23 protein-coding genes are annotated in these 19,350 nt (G+C 62.1%); 5 read left to right on the top strand and 18 right to left on the bottom strand.

Annotation, left to right across the window (positions count from 1 at the left end; translation table 11 throughout):
• Nucleotides 1-126 precede the first annotated feature (126 nt).
• The 4 genes from KHQ23_RS03595 to KHQ23_RS03580 all read left to right on the top strand — a co-directional run bounded on the left by KHQ23_RS03595 (nt 127) and on the right by KHQ23_RS03580 (nt 3,695).
• Nucleotides 127-1,053: an ABC transporter ATP-binding protein gene (locus KHQ23_RS03595; RefSeq protein WP_002888823.1), complete on the top strand. Its 927-nt coding sequence runs from the start codon at nt 127-129 to the stop codon at nt 1,051-1,053.
• Nucleotides 1,050-1,820, top strand: a complete 771-nt coding sequence (locus tag KHQ23_RS03590) for an ABC transporter permease (protein WP_002888827.1) — start codon at nt 1,050-1,052, stop codon at nt 1,818-1,820. Before KHQ23_RS03595 ends, KHQ23_RS03590 begins: the two co-directional genes overlap by 4 nt.
• Nucleotides 1,821-1,942: 122 nt before the next feature.
• A complete protein-coding gene (locus KHQ23_RS03585) occupies nt 1,943-2,383 on the top strand; it encodes a PTS sugar transporter subunit IIA (protein ID WP_004177394.1) in 441 nt (146 codons plus the stop codon).
• Between the two features lie 58 nt (nt 2,384-2,441).
• Nucleotides 2,442-3,695: a polysaccharide deacetylase family protein gene (locus tag KHQ23_RS03580; RefSeq protein ID WP_032435590.1), complete on the top strand. Its 1,254-nt coding sequence runs from the start codon at nt 2,442-2,444 to the stop codon at nt 3,693-3,695.
• Between the two features lie 35 nt (nt 3,696-3,730).
• Here KHQ23_RS03580 and panD read toward each other — a convergent pair whose 3' ends face one another.
• From panD to thpR, 9 genes are all read right to left on the bottom strand, one after another.
• Nucleotides 3,731-4,111, bottom strand: a complete 381-nt coding sequence (gene panD, locus KHQ23_RS03575; protein WP_002888834.1) for an aspartate 1-decarboxylase — start codon at nt 4,109-4,111, stop codon at nt 3,731-3,733.
• Between the two features lie 92 nt (nt 4,112-4,203).
• Nucleotides 4,204-5,058, bottom strand: a complete 855-nt coding sequence (gene panC / locus KHQ23_RS03570; protein WP_002888835.1) for a pantoate--beta-alanine ligase — start codon at nt 5,056-5,058, stop codon at nt 4,204-4,206.
• Between the two features lie 11 nt (nt 5,059-5,069).
• Nucleotides 5,070-5,861 (bottom strand): 3-methyl-2-oxobutanoate hydroxymethyltransferase, encoded by a 792-nt coding sequence (panB, locus tag KHQ23_RS03565; protein ID WP_032435592.1) that lies wholly within the window; start codon nt 5,859-5,861, stop codon nt 5,070-5,072.
• A gap of 120 nt (nt 5,862-5,981) precedes the next feature.
• Nucleotides 5,982-6,461, bottom strand: a complete 480-nt coding sequence (gene folK / locus KHQ23_RS03560; protein ID WP_009485787.1) for a 2-amino-4-hydroxy-6-hydroxymethyldihydropteridine diphosphokinase — start codon at nt 6,459-6,461, stop codon at nt 5,982-5,984.
• A complete protein-coding gene (gene pcnB / locus KHQ23_RS03555; protein WP_071784135.1) occupies nt 6,458-7,852 on the bottom strand; it encodes a polynucleotide adenylyltransferase PcnB in 1,395 nt (464 codons plus the stop codon). The genes folK and pcnB overlap by 4 nt, the downstream gene beginning before the upstream one ends.
• 62 nt (nt 7,853-7,914) lie before the next feature.
• Nucleotides 7,915-8,796: a tRNA glutamyl-Q(34) synthetase GluQRS gene (gene gluQRS, locus KHQ23_RS03550; RefSeq protein ID WP_004145903.1), complete on the bottom strand. Its 882-nt coding sequence runs from the start codon at nt 8,794-8,796 to the stop codon at nt 7,915-7,917.
• A gap of 59 nt (nt 8,797-8,855) precedes the next feature.
• Nucleotides 8,856-9,311, bottom strand: a complete 456-nt coding sequence (gene dksA / locus KHQ23_RS03545; protein ID WP_002888845.1) for an RNA polymerase-binding protein DksA — start codon at nt 9,309-9,311, stop codon at nt 8,856-8,858.
• A 162-nt stretch (nt 9,312-9,473) separates the two neighbouring features.
• Nucleotides 9,474-10,190, bottom strand: coding sequence for a DNA/RNA nuclease SfsA (gene sfsA / locus KHQ23_RS03540; RefSeq protein ID WP_002888848.1), 717 nt, complete (start codon nt 10,188-10,190; stop codon nt 9,474-9,476).
• Entirely contained in the window at nt 10,190-10,726 is a 537-nt protein-coding gene (gene thpR, locus KHQ23_RS03535) for an RNA 2',3'-cyclic phosphodiesterase (RefSeq protein WP_004177389.1), read from the bottom strand. Before thpR ends, sfsA begins: the two co-directional genes overlap by 1 nt.
• A gap of 72 nt (nt 10,727-10,798) precedes the next feature.
• On the opposite strand from thpR, the gene hrpB reads away from it, so the two are divergent.
• On the top strand, nt 10,799-13,228 hold the full coding sequence (hrpB, locus tag KHQ23_RS03530; protein WP_032435594.1) for an ATP-dependent helicase HrpB: 2,430 nt from the start codon (nt 10,799-10,801) through the stop codon (nt 13,226-13,228).
• Between the two features lie 47 nt (nt 13,229-13,275).
• Here the strand turns inward: hrpB and KHQ23_RS03525 are convergent, their stop codons facing one another.
• The 9 genes from KHQ23_RS03525 to gspG are packed head-to-tail and all read right to left on the bottom strand — an operon-like array spanning nt 13,276 to nt 19,342.
• Complete coding sequence (locus KHQ23_RS03525) at nt 13,276-14,076, bottom strand: A24 family peptidase (RefSeq protein ID WP_002888947.1); 801 nt, start codon at nt 14,074-14,076, stop codon at nt 13,276-13,278.
• Nucleotides 14,073-14,819: a type II secretion system protein N gene (locus KHQ23_RS03520; protein WP_004145897.1), complete on the bottom strand. Its 747-nt coding sequence runs from the start codon at nt 14,817-14,819 to the stop codon at nt 14,073-14,075. Before KHQ23_RS03520 ends, KHQ23_RS03525 begins: the two co-directional genes overlap by 4 nt.
• On the bottom strand, nt 14,809-15,294 hold the full coding sequence (locus tag KHQ23_RS03515; RefSeq protein ID WP_211776923.1) for a type II secretion system protein M: 486 nt from the start codon (nt 15,292-15,294) through the stop codon (nt 14,809-14,811). The genes KHQ23_RS03520 and KHQ23_RS03515 overlap by 11 nt, the downstream gene beginning before the upstream one ends.
• Nucleotides 15,287-16,480: a type II secretion system protein GspL gene (gene gspL, locus KHQ23_RS03510; protein WP_004191957.1), complete on the bottom strand. Its 1,194-nt coding sequence runs from the start codon at nt 16,478-16,480 to the stop codon at nt 15,287-15,289. Before gspL ends, KHQ23_RS03515 begins: the two co-directional genes overlap by 8 nt.
• Nucleotides 16,467-17,453, bottom strand: coding sequence for a type II secretion system minor pseudopilin GspK (gene gspK, locus KHQ23_RS03505; RefSeq protein WP_004183041.1), 987 nt, complete (start codon nt 17,451-17,453; stop codon nt 16,467-16,469). Before gspK ends, gspL begins: the two co-directional genes overlap by 14 nt.
• The gene (gene gspJ / locus KHQ23_RS03500) at nt 17,450-18,046 is read right to left on the bottom strand and encodes a type II secretion system minor pseudopilin GspJ (RefSeq protein WP_032435596.1); all 597 of its coding nucleotides are present in this window, start codon (nt 18,044-18,046) and stop codon (nt 17,450-17,452) included. Before gspJ ends, gspK begins: the two co-directional genes overlap by 4 nt.
• Complete coding sequence (gene gspI, locus KHQ23_RS03495; RefSeq protein ID WP_002889025.1) at nt 18,043-18,408, bottom strand: type II secretion system minor pseudopilin GspI; 366 nt, start codon at nt 18,406-18,408, stop codon at nt 18,043-18,045. The genes gspJ and gspI overlap by 4 nt, the downstream gene beginning before the upstream one ends.
• Nucleotides 18,405-18,920, bottom strand: coding sequence for a type II secretion system minor pseudopilin GspH (gspH, locus tag KHQ23_RS03490; RefSeq protein WP_032435598.1), 516 nt, complete (start codon nt 18,918-18,920; stop codon nt 18,405-18,407). Before gspH ends, gspI begins: the two co-directional genes overlap by 4 nt.
• Nucleotides 18,920-19,342: a type II secretion system major pseudopilin GspG gene (gspG, locus tag KHQ23_RS03485; protein WP_002889054.1), complete on the bottom strand. Its 423-nt coding sequence runs from the start codon at nt 19,340-19,342 to the stop codon at nt 18,920-18,922. Before gspG ends, gspH begins: the two co-directional genes overlap by 1 nt.
• Between the last annotated feature and the right edge of the window lie 8 nt (nt 19,343-19,350).

Genomic DNA, 19,350 nt, shown 5'->3' with positions numbered 1-19,350 from the left:
TTTTTTAAAACCATCTTAACCCGTGATACTTCTGGCTGCAGATGCGTTGGCGGCGTCAGCGCCGGTCCAGCGCAAACGTGAGTCAGGCGGGTTAATGACGTGTCACGACACGAGAAGAGATATTTAATGACCATTGCTCTGGAATTAAAACAGCTCAAAAAAACCTATCCCGGCGGGGTTCAGGCGCTGCGGGGGATCGACCTGCAGGTCGAAGCGGGGGATTTTTATGCCCTGCTGGGCCCGAACGGGGCCGGAAAATCCACGACCATCGGCATCATCAGCTCGCTGGTGAACAAAACCTCTGGTCAGGTCAATGTCTTTGGCTACGATCTGGAGAAAGACGTCGTCAATGCCAAGCGCCAGCTTGGCCTGGTGCCGCAGGAGTTTAACTTCAACCCGTTCGAAACCGTGCAGCAGATCGTCGTTAACCAGGCGGGCTACTACGGCGTTGAGCGTAAAGAAGCCCTTTCCCGCAGTGAAAAGTATTTAAAACAGCTCGACCTGTGGGAAAAACGCAACGAACGCGCGAGGATGCTCTCCGGCGGGATGAAGCGTCGCCTGATGATCGCCCGCGCGTTGATGCATGAGCCGAAGCTGCTGATCCTCGACGAACCGACCGCCGGCGTCGATATTGAACTGCGTCGCTCTATGTGGGGCTTTCTCAAGGATCTCAACGATCGCGGAACCACCATTATCCTGACCACCCACTATCTCGAAGAGGCCGAAATGCTATGTCGCAACATCGGCATCATCCAGCACGGCGAGCTGGTGGAAAACACCTCGATGAAAGCGCTGCTGTCGAAGCTGAAGTCAGAGACCTTTATTCTTGACCTCGCGCCAAAAAGCCCGGTGCCGAAGCTCGAAGGCTACCAGTACCAGCTGGTCGATACCTCGACGCTGGAAGTGGAGGTTCTGCGTGAGCAGGGAATTAACAGCGTCTTCGCGCAGCTGAGCGCCCAGGGGGTGCAGGTACTGAGTATGCGTAACAAAGCCAACCGTCTGGAAGAGCTGTTTGTCACGCTGGTGCATGAGCGAAAAGGAGAATCAGCATGATGCAGCTTTATTGGGTCGCGCTGAAAAGCATCTGGACCAAAGAGATCCACCGTTTTATGCGCATCTGGGTACAGACGCTGGTGCCGCCGGTGATCACCATGACCCTGTATTTCGTGATCTTTGGCAACCTGATCGGCTCGCGCATTGGTGAGATGCATGGTTTTACCTATATGCAGTTTATCGTCCCGGGCCTGATCATGATGGCGGTGATCACTAACGCTTACGCCAACGTCGCCTCATCCTTCTTCAGCGCCAAGTTTCAGCGCAATATTGAAGAGCTGCTGGTGGCGCCAGTGCCGACGCATGTGATTATCGCCGGCTACGTGGGCGGCGGGGTAGCGCGAGGACTGTGCGTAGGTATCCTGGTGACCGCGGTGTCGCTATTCTTTGTGCCGTTCCAGGTTCACTCCTGGCTGTTTGTCGCCCTGACGCTGCTCCTCACCGCGGTGCTGTTCTCGCTGGCCGGGCTGCTGAACGCGGTGTTTGCCAAGACCTTCGATGACATTAGCCTGATCCCGACCTTTGTGCTGACGCCGCTGACCTATCTCGGCGGGGTGTTCTACTCGCTGACCCTGCTGCCGCCGTTCTGGCAGGGGCTGTCGCATCTGAACCCCATCGTCTACATGATCAGCGGTTTTCGCTTCGGCTTCCTCGGTATCAACGACGTCCCGCTGGCGACCACCTTCGCCGTGCTGGTGGTGTTCATTGTCGCCTTCTATCTGCTGTGCTGGTCGTTAATTCAGCGCGGTCGCGGCCTGCGTAGCTGATACTCATCATGGTTAGCGCTTCCTGAAGTAAATATGCGAAGCGCTAACCGCTTATCTTTGACTCCCATCACCGATACGTCATCTTCACCTTGCTACATTATTCGCTGGCTAAGGAGGGAAGCATGCTCGGATGGGTCATTACCTGTCACGATGAGCTGGCGCAGGAGATGCTGGATCGTCTTGAACAAAAGTTTGGTCCGCTGGCCCAGTGCCGGGCGGTCAATTACTGGCGCAATCTCAGCAGCAATATGTTGAGCCGGATGATGTGCGATGCGCTGCATGCCACCGACTCCGGGGACGGGGTCATTTTTCTCACTGACAAAACCGGTGCGGCGCCTTATCGGGCCGCGGCGCTGATGAGCCACAAACATACCCACTGCGAAGTGATCTCCGGCGTCAGCTATCCACTCCTTGAGCGAATGTATCTCCTGCGAGGCACGTTAAGCAGCGTAGCGTTTCGCCAGGCGATCGTCAGCGCGGGCGGGCCGATGGTGAGCAGCCTGTGGCATCAGCAGCAGAAGAACCCCCCGTTCCGGTTGCGCCATGATGCCTGGGGAAATTAAGCAGCGGGACAGATACCGCTTTTGTTACAATAACCGCCGTTGATGGTATAACGGTTTGATGCGTATGCTTGCCCGATTTTTGACCCTGCTTCTTTTCCTGACCTCACTCAGCGCCTCCGCCAGCCTGCTTAGCCAGCAGGGCAAGGCTGCGCGCTATATGCAAACCACCGAAGACGCGGTCATCTGGGCGCAGGTGGGAAACCATGTGGTCAGCGTCGGCAATGTTCGTGCCGGGCAGATCCTCGCAGTCGTCCCGACGGCGGCTGACTACTATGAGTTTCGTTTCGGCTTTGGCACCGGGTTTATTGATAAAGGGCATCTCGAGCCGGTGCAGGGCAAGCAGCGGGTGGAGGACCGTCTGGGGGATCTTAATAAACCGCTGAGTAACCAAAATTTACTCACCTGGAAAGATACACCGCTCTATGACGCTCCCTCGGTAAGCAGCGCGCCGTTCGGCACGCTGGCCAACAATCTGCGCTATCCGATCCTCAGCAAGCTGAAGGACCGGCTCAATCAGACCTGGTTTCAGATCCGCATTGGCGACCGGCTGGCGTGGGTCAGTAGTCTGGACGCGCAGGAGGATCACGGTATTCCCGTGCTGACCTATCACCATATTCTGCGCGATGAAGAGAACACCCGTTTTCGTCATACGTCGACCACCACCTCGGTTCGCGCCTTCACGAATCAGATGACCTGGCTGCGCGATCAGGGCTATACCACGCTGACCCTGTATCAGCTGGAAGGCTATGTGCGTAATAAAATCAATCTCCCGGCGCGGGCGGTGGCGATCACTTTCGATGATGGCTTGAAATCGGTGAACCGCTACGCCTATCCGGTGCTGAAACAGTACGGTTTCCATGCCACCGCGTTTATTATCTCCTCGCGTATTAAGCGCCATCCGCAGAAGTGGGATCCGAAATCCCTGCAGTTTATGAGCATTTCCGAGCTACGCCAGATCCAGGACGTCTTTGATATTCAGTCGCATACTCACTTCCTGCATCGGGTTGACGCCGGCCGGCGGCCGATTTTATTCAGTCGCAATTACCATAATATTCTGTTTGATTTCGCCCGCTCGCGCCGGGCGCTGAGCCAGTTTAATCCGCACGTTCTCTACCTTTCCTATCCCTTCGGCGGCTATAACGCTACGGCGGTGCAGGCGGCGAATGACGCCGGGTTTCATATGGCGGTAACGACGGTGCGTGGGAAGGTGAAGCCGGGGGACAATCCGTTTCTGTTAAAGCGGTTATATATCTTACACACGGATTCGCTGGAGACGATGTCGCGGCTGATCAGTAACCAGCCGCAGGGGTAATACCGACGCTGCGCCTGAGCGCAGCGTCGCGGCCATCAGGCGACCTGTACCGGAATAGCTTTCGCCTGGCGCTTCATTTCGTTGTCGCCTTCGAAGTACGCGATGTTAGGCTGCCAGCTGCGCGCCTCTTCGTCCGACATGGTAACGAAGCTGGCGATGATCAAAATATCGCCGACGCTGGCGCAGTGCGCGGCGGCGCCGTTAACGGAGATGATCCGGGAGCCCCGCTCGGCGGCAATGGCGTAGGTGGAGAAACGGTTGCCGTTGGTGACGTTCCAGAGGTGAATAGTTTCATTCTCCAGAATACCGGCCGCATCCAGGAAGTCCTGGTCAATGGCGCAAGAACCTTCATAGTGCAGGTCCGCCTGCGTGACTTTTACGCGGTGGAGCTTGCCCTGCAGCATATTACGCATCATAACTTCTACCCTTCAACCTTAATGTAGCAGAGCGGACACGGCGCCCGCCCTGAGAAAAGCCCGGGCAGTATTGCCCGATTTTTACCCGCTGTCTACTGAGCGAGCGTGACGATCCGGTTGTCGATCAGGCGAGCCTGCCCCAGCCAGGCGGCCATCAGGATCACCGCGCGCTGGCTGGCATCGGTCAGCTCAAGCAGGGTGTCGGCATCGCGGATCTGAATGTCGTCGGCGCGGAAGCCTTTCTCATTCAGCTCCTGTTCAGCGATAGCGATGATCTCATCGAGCTGCCGATCGCCGGCGGCCAGCTTTTCCGCCACCGCGCTCAGCACTTTATACAGACCAGGCGCGATTTTGCGCTGGTCGGCGGTCAGGTAGCCGTTACGCGAACTCAGCGCCAGGCCATCTTTCGCGCGGACGATCGGCACGCCGATGATCTCAATGTCGTAGCCCATATCGGCGACCATCTTGCGGATCAGCGCCAACTGCTGGAAGTCTTTCTCGCCGAAGCAGGCGACGTCTGGTTGAACAAGGTTGAACAGCTTACTGACGATGGTCGACACGCCGCGGAAATGGCCCGGGCGGCTGGCGCCTTCGAGCATGGTGGATAATCCCGGAACGTCGACGTAGGTCTGGCCTTCAGTACCCTGGGGGTACACTTCCGCCGGCGTCGGCGCGAAGACAAAGTCGACATGACGTTTGTTCAGCTTTTCGCAATCATCCTGTAAGGTGCGCGGGTAGCGCGCCAGGTCGTCGACGCGGTCAAACTGCATCGGATTGACGAAAATACTGACCACCACCACGTCCGCACTGGCTTTGGCTTCATCAACCAGCTTCATATGACCATCATGCAGGTTGCCCATCGTCGGGACCAACGCGATACGCTTACCTTCCTGACGCAGACGGCGGATATGCTGCCGCAGCAGCAGTACGGATTCAATAATCAGCACAACAAGACTCCTTAATGGAAACTGTGTTCTTCGCCCGGATAGATTCCGGATTCGACTTCGGCAATATACTGCCGCACCGCGGCGCGGATGTCGCCCGCTTCGGCAAGGAAATTCTTGGCAAATTTAGGAATGTGGCCGCCGGTAATGCCGAAAGCGTCATGCATCACGAGGATTTGCCCGTCGGTGACGTTGCCCGCGCCGATGCCGATCACTGGAATGGTCAGAGCGTCGGTGATGCGCTTCGCCAGTTCAACCGGCACGCACTCCAGGACCAACAGCTGCGCACCCGCCGCCTCCAGCGCTAACGCGTCTTCAAACAGGGTCTGCGCCGCATCGCCGCGACCCTGCACTTTATACCCACCGAATACGTTCACCGACTGCGGCGTCAGGCCAAGATGGCCGCAAACCGGCACCGCGCGCTCCGCCAGCATCCTCACGGTGTCGGCCAGCCAGGCGCCGCCCTCGAGTTTGACCATATTGGCGCCAGCGCGCATCACGATGGCGGCATTTGCAAAGGTCTGCTCGGGGGTGGCATAGGCCATGAACGGCAGGTCGGCAAGCAGCAGGCTGTTTGGCGCGCCGCGGCGGACGGCGCGGGTGTGATAGGCGATATCTTCCACGGTAACCGGCAGGGTGGAGTCGTGACCCTGCACCGTCATTCCCAGCGAGTCGCCTACCAGCAGCACATTTATGCCTTCATCGGCGAACAGCTTCGCGAAGCTGTGATCGTAGGCGGTAATGGTGGCAAAGCGCTTCTTTTCCTGTTTGCATTTCTGCAGCAGGGCAATGGTGGTCGGTTTCATAACATTTCCTGATGATGAAAGTCATATTAACCGGCATTCTAACAGCAGCATTCAGAGGGGCAATGATTTTGGGCAACCGATTACGACGATCGCCGCAAATGCTAAAAAAGGGAGAGGGGATTACCAGCTGGCGGGCTTTGCCGCGCCGAGATTATCCAGCACGGCGCGCAGCGCCGGGCCGTCAGGAAAGTGAAGGTCCGGGGCGATCTCGAACAGCGGCCAGAGCATAAAGCCGCGGTTTTTCATATCGTAGTGCGGAACGGTCAGGCGCTCGCTGTTAATGACAGCATCGCCAAACAGCATGATATCGAGGTCCAGCGTGCGCGGCCCCCAGCGTTCGGCTTTGCGCACTCGCCCCTGCTGCAGTTCGATGCGCTGAGTATGATCGAGCAGCGTCTCGGGGGGCAGGGCGGTTTCCAGCGCAACGGCGGCGTTGAGATAGTCCGGCTGATCCTGCGGGCCCAGCGGCGGCGTGCGGTAGAACGAAGAGACGGCGACCACGCGGCTGTGCGGAATTTCGCCCAGGGCGCGGATAGCCGCCTGCACCTGCTCCAGTGGAGAAGCAAGGTTGCTGCCAAGAGCGATATAGACCAGAGTCATGCGTTACCCTGGCGCGGCGCGCGCTTGCGCGGACGACGGTGACGACGGCGCGGCGCAGGATCGTCCCCGAGGTCGTTGAGCATATCTTTTTGCGCCGGCGGTGCGGCGACCTGGAATTCGCCCCACCATTTGGTTAGGCGCTGCAGTTCGTGGTTGTTCTCGGCGCCGGCGCGTAGCTCCAGCAGGTCATAGGCGGCGCGGAATTTCGGATGCTCCATCAGCTTCCAGGCGCGTTTGCCCTGACGACGGGACATGCGCAGCTGCAGCTGCCAGATATCACGAATAAGGGTGGTGATGCGCTTAGGGATCGCCAGCGTACGGCAGGCTTCGTCCAGCACATCGTTCATCGCCAGGGCGAAGGCGTCGTAGTACGCCAGGCCGCTCTCCTGAGCGATTTTTTGCGCCGTCTCCAGCAGCGGATACCAGAACATCACCGCGAAGAGGAAGGCCGGATTGACGCGCATATCGTTATGAATGCGGGTATCGGTATTCTTCAGCACCTGGCTGATGATCCGCTCCATCGGACTGTCGCCGCGCTCGGTAAAGTAGCGGGTGATGGTCGGGAACAGCGGCTGGAACAGGCTGTATTCCCGCAGCAGCATGTAGGTCTGGTAGCCATACCCGGCCTGCAGCAGCTTGAGCACTTCTTCGAACAGACGCGCCGGCGGCACATCGTGGAGCAGGGCGGCCAGGCGCGGCAGCGGTTCAGCCGTTTCCGGGCTGATGGTCATATTGAGCTTGGCAGCAAAGCGCACCGCGCGCAGCATGCGCACTGGATCCTCGCGATAGCGAGTTTCCGGATTGCCGATCAGGCGGATCACGCCGTCCTGCAGATCCTTCATGCCGCCGACGTAGTCGCGAACGGTAAAGTCCGCCACGCTGTAATAGAGGCTGTTGATAGTGAAGTCGCGACGCTGGGCATCCTCCTCGATCGAGCCGAAGATGTTATCGCGCAGCAGCATGCCGTTCTGGCCCCGCTGGGAGGTGACGCGATCGGTGGTATGCCCTTCGTGATGGCCACGGAAGGTGGCGACCTCAATGATTTCCGGCCCGAACATCACATGCGCCAGGCGGAAACGTCGCCCAACCAGACGGCAGTTGCGGAACAGCTTGCGTACCTGATCCGGCGTGGCGTTGGTGGTAACGTCAAAATCTTTAGGCTTTTTGCCAAGCAGCAGGTCGCGGACGCCGCCGCCGACCAGCCAGGATTCGTAGCCCGCCTTGTTGAGGCGGTACATGACCTTGAGGGCGTTTTCACTGATATCTTTGCGGGAAATAGCATGCTGCTCACGCGGGATCACCGTCATAGGCGTTGGTTCGACGGCGGCTTCTGCCTCGCGCTCCTCACGGCTTAGCACCTTACGGCAAAAATTAGCGACTCGGGTAAAAATGGTGCACCTCGTAGTGTCAGACGGACTTCAGATCAACTGTACAGTGTAAAAATAGCGGCTAATCATAGCTCAGCGGGAGCCATTTGAGAATGCTCGATTTTCGCCGGCTGCCAGTTGGCGACGGCCTGGGCGAGTAAATCATCGATGCTCAGGGCCTGCCACTCCTCGGGGATCGCCTGATTCAGAAAGCGGAGCGCCCGGACGATTTCGGGGCGCGGATCGCCTTCCGGCAGCGCCGGCGCGTGGTTTTGTTTAGAGAGTTTATTGCCGTCGCCATTGAGAGCCAGCGGCAGATGGAGGTAATCCGGCGCCTGCCAGCCAAAATGCTGATACAGCGAAATCTGCCGCACCGTCGGCTCAATCAGGTCTGCGCCGCGGACAATCTCGGTGATCCCCTGAAAGTGGTCGTCGACCACCACCGCCAGGTTGTAGGCGAACAGCCCGTCGCGACGGTGGATAATAAAATCCTCACGCGCCAGCGGCTCATTGGCGATGAGCGTGCCGCGCAGACGGTCGCTAAACTGCAGCACCGGACGGGTTTGGCGCAGGCGCAGCGCGGCGTTTTCCGCCCCCAGCCCGAGATCGCGGCAGTGGCCGTCGTAGATCCCGCCCACGGCGTGGATCCGCGCGCGGGTGCAAGTGCAGTAATAGCTCAGCCCTTGCTCGCCCAGCCACGTCAGCGCCTCGCGGTAGGCTTCGTGCCGTTGCGACTGCCACAGCACGTCGCCATCCCAGTGCAGACCGTAGTGGTCAAGCTGGCGCAGGATGGTATCGGCGGCACCGGGGACTTCGCGCGGCGGGTCGATATCTTCAATACGAACACGCCAGATACCCTGGTTCGCGCGGGCTTGCAGGTAGCTGCCGAGCGCGGCGATCAGAGAGCCGAAGTGGAGTTCGCCGGAGGGGGAGGGGGCGAAGCGCCCTATATAGCGTGAGTCAGTCATGGTACGGACAACAGAACCAGGCGGGAGAGACTCCCGCCAGAGAGTGAGGCAGCAGGGGATTAGCCCGCCATCTGTTTTTCGCGAATTTCCGCCAGGGTTTTGCAGTCAATGCACAGATCCGCTGTCGGACGCGCTTCCAGACGGCGAATGCCGATCTCCACGCCGCAGGATTCGCAGTAGCCGAAGTCTTCGTCTTCAACTTTTTTCAGCGTTTTCTCGATCTTTTTGATCAGTTTACGTTCGCGGTCGCGGTTACGCAGTTCCAGGCTGAACTCTTCTTCCTGGGCGGCACGGTCTACCGGGTCCGGGAAGTTAGCTGCTTCATCCTGCATGTGCGATACGGTGCGATCCACTTCATCCCTGAGTTGATTACGCCATGCTTCAAGAATACGCTTGAAGTGCGCCAGCTGGGCTTCGTTCATATACTCTTCGCCCGGTTTCTCTTGGTACGGCTCCACCCCAGCGATGGCGAGAATACTCAGGGACGATGTTTTACGGTTTTGCCCTTCTTGCATGTTGCTTCTCCTTAACACGCACTATCGATCCCCATGTGGGGGAAAATCAGGCCGCTATAAATAGCAGATGCTTTTCCGGATAGCAATTATCTAAACGTTACACTTGACAACCCTGTGAAGAAAAGCGTATTCGCGCTTGCGACCCGAACACTATTTAGCCACTTATTTACCGGGGTTTAACACCACGGCGATCGGCTTATTCAGAGTCATCCTCGTCGTAGAAAGTTCCGCTTTCCAGGCGAGAATTTCCACCCCCTTGTCCTGGGCTTCTGTTAACAGCTGTGCGTATCTGGCATCAATATGATGCGCGGGAGAAAAACGGTCAATTGCCGAATGCAGGACGGCAAATAAAATCACCGCGCGGTCGCCATTTGCCGCGACGGCCATCAGTTCCCGCAGATGCTTCTGACCGCGCGTGGTCACCGCATCGGGAAAATAACCGTATTCTTTCTCCGCCAACGTAACCGATTTCACTTCAATATAGCAGTTTTGTCGGTCATCTGCCTGTAACATAATATCGATACGGCTATTCTCTTCGCCATATTTCACTTCGCTTTTCAGCTGGTTATAGCCTGAAAGTTCAGGAATTATTCCGGCGGAAATCGCCTCTTTCGCCAAAGAATTCGCGCGCAGCGTATTGACGCAAATAACTGCGCCCTGCTGGGTTTCAGTTAATTCCCAGGTGTGGGCATATTTGCGCTTCGCATTGTCCGAGGTGGAATACCAGACGGTGTCGCCCGGGGCGGCGCAGCCGGTCATCGCCCCGGTATTCGGGCAGTGGAGCGTCAGCTCGCGGCCATCGGGGGTGACCACGTCAGCAAGAAATCGTTTGTAACGTTTAAGCAAAATGGCGGGCTGCAACGGCGGATCAAACTGCATCAACTTTCCTTATCAAACGGATAACGTTCCAGCGCCGTGTAGCGCGTGCGCCCGCGGCTAAAGCTGGACTCATAGAGCACGAACTCGTTCACCGGAAACGTCCAGCGAAAGCCGGGGGCCGGGATCGGCACCGCCTGGCGAGCATCGCGCCACAGGGTAATATGCGGGTGAAACGGCTGCGGGCTCTGATAGCAGCCGCTGCGCGCCGCCTGAGCGCGCAACATGCTGGCGAGCTGCAGCAGGCCGCGCGGCGGCTGGCGGGTTCCGAGCCATACCACTCGCGAACGTAGCCACTGTCCGGCATCGTCCAGCGTCAGGGTAAAGCCCGGCTGGCGCAGCCGGCCAGCGAGAGCGGCCAGCGCCCGCTGTTTTTCCGCGCTCACCTCGCCGAGAAACGCCAGCGTCAGATGAAGATTATCCGCCGCGACGGGCCTGCCGGCATCTTCGGGGAAGTGCGTAGCCCGCCACTGGACAATTTGCTTCTGGACGGCAGACGGCAGTTCAAGCGCAAAAAACAGCCTTTTCGGCTCAGACATGATAGAGACTCGGTAATGAATTAGGGGGATGCTACAATGCGAACCCCTGAATGTTAACCCCCGGAGCCTTTTGTGTCCTCATTGCCGGTTGCCGCTGTCCTTCCAGAACTGTTATCCGCCCTGCAGCATGCGCCGCAGGTTTTGCTCAACGCGCCGACCGGCGCCGGGAAGTCGACCTGGTTGCCGCTGCAGATCCTCGCCGAGGGCAACATCGCGGGACGCATTATCCTGCTCGAGCCGAGGCGCCTGGCGGCGCGTAATGTCGCGCAGCGGCTGGCTGAACTGCTTGGCGAAAAGCCGGGGGAGACCGTGGGTTTCCGCATGCGCGCCGAAACCTGCGTCGGACCGCAGACCCGCCTGGAGGTGGTTACGGAGGGGATCCTGACGCGCATGATCCAGCGCGATCCGGAGCTGACGGGCGTGGGGCTGGTGATCCTCGATGAGTTTCACGAGCGCAGCCTGCAGGCGGATCTGGCCCTGGCCCTGCTGCTCGACGTCCAGCAGGGGTTACGTGACGATCTCAAGCTGCTGATCATGTCGGCGACCCTCGATAACGATCGCCTGCAGCGTCTGCTGCCGGAGGCGCCGGTGGTGGTCTCGGAGGGGCGCGCTTATCCGGTGGAGCGTCGCTTCAGCCCGCTCTCCGCGCACCAGCGTTTTGATGAGGCTGTGGCGGTAGCGGCGGCGGAGCTCCTGCGGCATGAACAGGGATCGATGCTGCTGTTTCTGCCCGGCGTCGGCGAGATCCAGCGCGTTCAGGAACAGCTGACGGAGCGCGTGGCGGAGGATGTCATTCTCTGCCCGCTGTATGGCGCGTTGCCCTTAAGCGAACAGCGCAAAGCGATCCTCCCGGCGCCGGCCGGGAAGCGCAAAGTGGTGCTGGCCACCAATATTGCCGAGACCAGTTTGACCATCGAGGGGATCCGCCTGGTGGTCGACAGCGCCCAGGAGCGGGTCGCCCGCTTTGACCCGCGCACCGGCCTGACCCGGCTGGTGACGCAGCGCATCAGCCAGGCATCGATGACGCAGCGTGCCGGACGCGCCGGTCGTCTCTCCCCGGGGATCTGCCTGCATTTGCTCGGCAAAGAACAGGCGGAACGGGCGGCGGCGCAGAGCGAGCCGGAGATCCTGCACAGCGATCTGTCGGCGCTGTTGCTGGAGCTGCTGCAGTGGGGCTGCCACGATCCGGCCGCGCTGGCCTGGCTGGATCAGCCGCCCGCGGTCAATCTGGCCGCCGCGCGTCGCCTGCTGGAGGCGCTGTCGGCGCTGGACGGCGAGCGGCTGTCGGCGTTTGGCCGCAAAATGGCAGCGCTTGGCAACGAGCCGCGGCTGGCGGCGATGCTGGCCGCCGCGCAGACCGATGACGAGGCGGCGACAGCGGCAAAGCTGGCGGCGATCCTCGAGGAGCCGCCGCGCGGCGGACTGGTGGATTTGGGGGCCGTCTTTTCCCGTCAGCAGGCCAACTGGCAGCAGCGAGCGCAGCAGCTGATGAAACGCCTGGCCCGCCGCGGCGGCCAGCCCGATGCCGGGCTAATGGCGGGGCTGCTGGCGTCGGCCTTCGCCGATCGCATCGCCCGCCGCCGCGGTCAGGAGGGGCGCTACCAGCTGGCGAACGGCATGGGCGCGATGCTGGACGCCGACGACGCGCTGGGCCGTCATGAATGGCTTATCGCTCCGCTGCTGCTGCAGGGCAGCGCTTCGCCGGATGCCCGCATGCTGTTGGCTCTGCCAGTGGAAATCGGCGAGCTGATCGCCGCCCGCCCTGAACTGGCGAAAAGTTCCGACACGGTGGAGTGGGATGAAGCGCAGGGGACGCTGAAAGCCTGGCGGCGGACGGTGATCGGCCAGTTGGTGATCAAGACCCAGCCGCTGGCGAAGCCCTCTGAGGCAGAGCTGCATCAGGCGATGCTCAACGGTATTCGTGAGAAAGGCCTCGGGGTGCTCAACTGGACGCCAGAGGCTGAGCAGCTGCGCCTGCGGCTGCACTGTGCGGCGCAGTGGCTGCCGGAAGAGGCATGGCCCGCAGTGGATGACGCTTCGCTGCTGGCCTCGCTGGAGACATGGCTGCTGCCGCAGATGAACGGCGTTCATTCCCTGCGGGCGCTGAAGGCGCTGGATCTGCGTCAGGCGCTACAGGACTGGCTGCCATGGCCGCTGCGCCAGAAGCTGGATCGCGAGCTGCCGACGCACTATACCGTGCCGACCGGCAGCCGCCTGGCGATCCGATACCATGCGGAGAACTCGCCAGCGCTGGCGGTGCGTATGCAGGAGATGTTCGGCGAGGCCACGACGCCGGTGATCGCCGAGGGACGGGTGCCGCTGGTGCTGGAGCTGCTGTCGCCTGCCCAGCGTCCGCTGCAGATCACCCGCGATCTGAGCGCCTTCTGGCAAGGGAGCTACCGCGAGGTGCAGAAAGAGATGAAGGGACGCTATCCGAAGCACGTCTGGCCGGACGATCCGGCCAACGCCGCCCCGACCCGCCGCAGCAAAAAATACTCGTAGCCGCCGCTGCCGGGCGGCATCCTGCCCGGCCAGTCGGTTCGCAAACGCTAGACCATCTGCTGCCAGAGAAAAATACTCCCGCCGGCCAGCGCCAGCCAGGGGCCGAAGGCCAGCGGCTGCTGCAGCGACTGCCGGGTCCACAGGCGTTGCAGTAGGGTCCACACCAGCCCGCTGGCCGAAGCGAGCAACAGCACCTGCGGCAGAACCTGCCAGCCGCACCAGGCGCCCAGCGCCGCCAGCAGCTTAAAATCGCCATAGCCCAGCGCCTCTTTCCCGGTCAGCAGGCGGAACAGCCAGTAGACCGACCACAGCGCCAGATAACCGGCCATCGCCCCGGCGACCGCATCCGGCAGGGCAATGTACACCTCGTTAAGATTGAACAGCAGCCCGGCCCACAGCAGGGGCAGAGTCAGGCGATCGGGCAGCAGCTGGGTCCGGGCATCAATCCGCGCCAGTATCAGCAGGAACGAGAGCAGCACCAGGCCGCCCGCCAGCGGCAGGCCCGGCGCTAGCAAAGCTCCGGCGAGGATAAACAGCAGGCCGGTGGCCAGCTCGGTCAGCGGATAGCTCCACGCGATGGGCGCCTGACAGCAGCGGGCGCGCCGGCCCAGCCAGAGGAAACTGAGCAGCGGGATATTGTCCCGCCAGGCGATCGGCTGGCGGCACTGCGGGCAGGAAGAGCCCGGGGTGCTGAGGGTTATCCGCTCGTCGTCCGCGGTCTGGGTCAACATGCGCGGCAGACGATAGATCACCACATTGTAAAAGCTGCCCAGCGCCAGGCCGAACAGCAGTAGAAAGCCATACCAGACAAAGGGAAAGTGCAGCGATAACGCGGCTAGTGTCGTCATTTTTGCTCCTGTGGTAACCATTTTCCCTGCAGCTGCCACGGCGTCGGGCCCGGGGCGTTATTCGCTGTCGGGCGCGTGACCAGCAGCGCCAGCAGCGGCGGCATTCCCTGCCGGGGCTGTAGCGTGCCGCGAAACAGATAGCGGCCATCGGGCGACAGAGTCCCCTGGCCGCTGAGGCTCAGCTGATGAGAGTCCTGACGGAGAGTCAGCGCCACGGCGCCGTCCACCGTACAGCGGAAGGTGCCATTAACCTGGGCCAGCTCCAGGCTGCCGACCGGGGAGTGCAGTCGGGCCTGCCGCCACTGCGCGCCTCCGGCGATGATATGCCGGCAGCGTCCGTCGCTGAACCGCCCTTCGGTCAGGCTGAAGGTGACCTCCCCCGCGGCCTTGACGGGCATAGTCGACATCAACCAGCGGCTGAGCAGGCTGGCGGGGGCGGTGAGCCGCCCCTCCTGTAGGCGCAGATCGCGAAGGCCCCACAGCCGGGCCTGACCCATCACGCCGCGGGGATCGCTGAGAGAGACCTGCCAGCCCGCCAGGGTCAGCGACCACGCCAGTCGTTCAAGCCGTTCCCCATGCCAGTAGACCGGTTGCGCCGCGCCGCGCCAGACGCTGCCGCTAAACTGCCCCACCTGTACGCCGGGCGGCAGCATGGGGGCCAGCAGGCGCGCCGGAGCGGTGGCGGTGAGCCACAACAGATAGAGGACCAGCAGCAGTCCGCCCGCGATCCAGTTAGCCTTCATCGTCGCGCTCCAGCAGCAGATGGTTGACCGTGACCCAGCCGGGTCGCGACGGCTGCCCGGTCACGGACAGCGAGATCGCGTTGACGCCGCGCATCGCCGGAGCGTCCAGCCAGTCGATCAGCGCCTGGAAAGCGCAGGGCTGAAGGGTGATCTGCAGACGTTTTCCCTGCGGCTGCAGGCGGACGACCGTCAGTCCGTGGCTCCCCGCCTCGCGCATCACCAGCGCGGTGAGCGCCTCTTTTGCCGCCGGCGCGGGCTGCTGGCTGAGCTGCTGCAGGCGCGGAGCCTGCTCCGTCATCCAGCGCAGGCTGGCCTGCTCTTTCACCAGGGTTTGCCGCCACTGCGCCTCGCGGGCTCGCCAGGGCTGCCACAGCCCATACCAGAAGGCGCATGCCGCCAGCAGCCCTGTCAGACCAAGCAACAGGCGCTGCTCCGACGGCGTGCGCTGCCGCCACCAGATAAGCAGATTAGCCATCGTTTTCCTCCAGCGTCAGTTGTCCCTCAATGCCATCCGGTTTCGTGATCATGTCGCCCGGCCGGACGCGAAACCGCGGCTGCGCCCGCTGGGTAAACTGCTCCAGCGCCCGGGAAGAGACCGCGGCGATATCCAGCTGCAGACGATTGCCCGCGGCATCCCAGCTCAGCGCTCGCAGACGGATCCCCGGCGTTTCGCTGAGGATGTTTTGCAAGGCGCTGAGGCGGTCGACGAGGGGGGCATGCTGCGCCTGACGGGTGAGGGTTTGCAGGTGCTGCTGCATCTGCAGTCGTGGGTTAATCACCTTTTTCTCCGTCGGAAACCAGCGGTGATAGAAGGCCCGGCTGGCCTGTTGCGCCGCCTCGGCCTGACGCGCCAGATCGCGATGGTCCAGCACGCTGTTTGCCCCTGCCAGTAACGCCAGAGCCAGCGCGGCATACCGCGCCGGACGCCAGCTCGCCTGCGCAGACCGCCGCCGGACGGCGAACTCCCCCTGCAGCAGACTGAGTTTCTGCGCTGCCGGATGGCGTGCGGCAAGGGTCAGCAATGTCTGCGCAGGCTGCTCCCGCCAGACGCCCGGCGCCGCGGGCGGCGGCGAATAGCTGTCGATGACGTGCTCTTCCGCCTCGCTCTGCAGCAGCTCCGTCAGCCAGACGTTTTCCGCCGCCATGCCGCCCCACGGCTGGTGGCGGATCAGCCACTGCTCGTCCACCTGCACCGCGCTCCACGCCGGCGGTTGCCAGGGCAGGGCCAGCACGTCGGGCGTCAACGCCAGGGGCTGTAAGGAGAGCGATTCGCAGCGCGCCAGCCAGTCGCGCATTTTTTGCCGCTGTACGGCGACGATCTCGCACTGGGCCTGCTGGCGGTGGAGCAGAGCAAAATGGGTGGCTTCCACATCGTCTGCCAGCTGCTCTTCCAGCAGAAACGGGGCCACCTGCAGCGGCGGTTTACGCAGGCCCGCCGGTAGGGTGAGCGAGTGAAACGCGCAGTCGCTGGCCGGGATCAGCACCCAGGCCGGGTACTGCTCAGCCAGCGCCGGGAAAGGGCTGGCGTCGTCAGTCGGCCACCGGCCGCTGGCCTCGTGGTGCGGCTCGCCGGGGGCGAAGAGTTGCCAGTGCAGCGGCGCCTGCGCGGCGGCGAGGCGCACGATCAGCATGGCCTGGGGAGAAGCATTAATCTTGTTCATCGACCACCATAGAGAGTCCATATCGCCGCTGGACGACGGTAAACGTGCGCCCCGATTGTTGCAGGACGCTGTGCAGCTGAAAGCGGAGATTGCCAGTCACCACGGTAAAAGCGGCGATAAAGCGTGCGCTGTGCACCGTCAGCCAGGGACGGGCAAGCGTGGTATCGGTTTTCTGCAGCGTCGGCTGCGCGAGAAAGGCGGCGACGCTGCTCCACCCGGTTCGCGGGCGGTTGTGCAGCAGCTGTTGCGCCTCCTGCAGCGTCAGATCGCCGGGAAAGAGGGCCACCAGCAGGGCGGCCTGGGAGGGGCGCAGGGTGTTGACATTGACCTGCAGCGCGTCATCCGGCTGGACGCAGACGAAGGGGAGCAGGCGCTGATAGAGCGCGGCGTCCATCCCGGCCAGCAGGCGCAACTCGCTGACATCCTGCATCGGCTGGTTGGCGGCGAGATAGCCCGGGGTTTGCGCCATATAGACCTCGTCCTCCGCCCCGTTCAGCCGCGGCTGGCCGTCGCTGTCCGTCCAGTCGCCAAGGGCGGCGGCGATCTGGCTGGCGCGCAGCGGCGGCTCGCCGAGCAGCGCCAGCAGCCGAACGAAGACGTCGGTCGGGTAGGGCGTTCCGTCGCCAGCCTCATCCGTGCGATGGTTGATGGCATTGAGGTTAAAGCAGGCGTGCCCGTCGCGGATCGTGGCGCGGATTTCGCCATCGTCGAGGGTAAAGCGGCGCCCCTCCTGCGCCCAGGTTTGCGCCAGGTTCGTTTGACTGGGCGAGTCCAGCGCATCGCGTTGCAGCAGCGCGGCGGCCATATTTTCCGCCGCCAGGGCGTACCATCTGGCCTGCAAATTATCGAGGGTCACGGCGGTATGCTGATACATGACCGCGGTGCGCTCGGTCATGGCGCTGGCGAGGATCATCATCAGGGCGAGGATGAACAGCACCATCAGGAGCGCGACGCCGCGTTGCCGATTTATCACTGGCCGCCTCCCGGGGTGAGTAAAAACAGGCGGGTTATTTCCCCGCTGTTCGCCAGCGTCAGGGTGATCTCCAGCCCCTGCGGCAGCGTCTGCGGGCGGTCCCAGGTTTCCTGCCAGCGCCTGTCGGCGTAAAACCGCAGGCGAAACGCAGTGACCTCGCGCAGCAGCACCCGGACCGTCGGCTGGCTGCCGGTCAGCGGATCCTGCTGATCGAAGCTCAGACGCTCAAGCTGCTGCTGGCGCAGACGGTAGCTGACGTTCTGGATCTCCGAGCGCGGGAGGATCCCCAGCGGGTTTGGCCAGCCGCTGCGGCTGAAGGCCAGTCCCCAGTCGTCGCTCTGCAACTGGAAACGTCCGGCGAAGAAAAACGTGTCGCTGTTTCTGGCGCGACGGGGAATGATGTGGGTGACATCGTCGGCTATCTGGCGAAAGGCGCGCTGGAGGGCCGCGATCTGCTGGCTTTTCTCGCGGGTCAGGCCATCGGCGCGGATGACGTTCTGCAGCACCATCACGGCGGCGGCGCTGAGGACGGCGAGAATAGCCAGCGCCAGCAGCGTTTCAATCAGGGTGAAACCGCGCATCCTGGTTATCATGGCGGCGTCACCCAGGTGCGCAGGGTGGCCAGCGGCGCGGGATCGCTTTTTTGCCGCCGGACCTCCACGTCCAGCGCCCGCAGCTGCGGCAGCGCGGTTTCCACTCCCTGCCAGCGGACAAACCAGCGCGTCCCGGCAGCCTCCACGGTGGTTTCAGACCAGCTGAGGGCAGGCCAGCGTTTCTCCAGCCGCAGCTGCACCAGCTGGTTATCCGCCAGCCAGCTGGCGAGGATTTTCTCTTCCATACGCCCGAGCTGGCGCGTCTGCTGCAGGGTGGACTGCATCACCGCCAGGCCAGCGAGGGCGAAAATCACCAGCGCGACCATCACTTCGATAAGCGTCATTCCGGCTTCACGCTTCATGGCTGCTCCCGCGCCGCCAGCGGCTGGCTGTCGCCCTGGGCGTCGACGTTGATGCCCGTCGCGGCGTCAATCCGCAGCTGAAACGGCGTGACTTCACCGCCGGGAAAAATAAGCACGTCGGGCTGCTCGCCCGGCGTCCACGCCTGGCCGTCGGGAAAGCGCAGCGTCAGCCTGACCCGCGGGAGGGTTTCCGCCGTGGCGACGCGTCCGGCCTGCAGCGGCAGCCACTGCGCGTTGCCCCACCGGTCGTCAGCCGCCGCCGGGGCGCTATCGTCGGCAGGCTGCAGGCGCATAAACTGCCAGCGCTCAGGGTGGATGATAATGCCGAAGAGCTGACCGGTTTGCTGCCCGCGCTCGCGGACAAAATCCAGTTGCGCCTGAAAGCGCGCCAGGATCTGTGTGGCCTCCTGGGTGCGGGCGGAGGGAAACGCCAGCAGCACCATGCTGGCGCTGACGCCGATCAGCAGCAGGACCAGCATCATCTCCAGGAGGGTGAAACCGCGCTGAGACACTATTTCTTCCCGAGGGTCCAGTTGCCGATATCGTCATTGGTGTCGGGCATCCCGTCCGGGCCGACGCTGAAGACGTCGATGGCGCCATGCTGACCCGGGCTTAACAGCTGATACTCATTCCCCCACGGGTCCTGCGGCAGACGGCGGATATAGCCGCCTTCCGGGTAGTTGCGGGCGTGCGGCTCGGCGGCCGGAGCGGTCACCAGCGCCTGCAGTCCCTGTTCGGTGTTGGGGTAGCGGCTATTGTCGAGTTTATACATGTCCAGCGCTCCCTCGAGCGCCACCAGATCGCTGACGACTTTCTGGCGGTCCGCTTTCTCCTTGTTGCCCATCAGGTTAGGCACCACCAGGCTGGCGAGAATGCCGAGAATGACGATCACCACCATAATTTCCAGTAACGTGAAACCGCGTTGCCGTTGCATAGTTTTCT

The sequence above is a fragment of the Klebsiella sp. 64 genome (assembly GCF_018223915.1).
GTDB classification, from domain to species: Bacteria; Pseudomonadota; Gammaproteobacteria; order Enterobacterales; family Enterobacteriaceae; genus Klebsiella; species Klebsiella pneumoniae.
The sequence above is the reverse complement of the archived record's forward strand: the minus strand, read 5'-3'. Positions and strand labels throughout refer to the sequence as shown.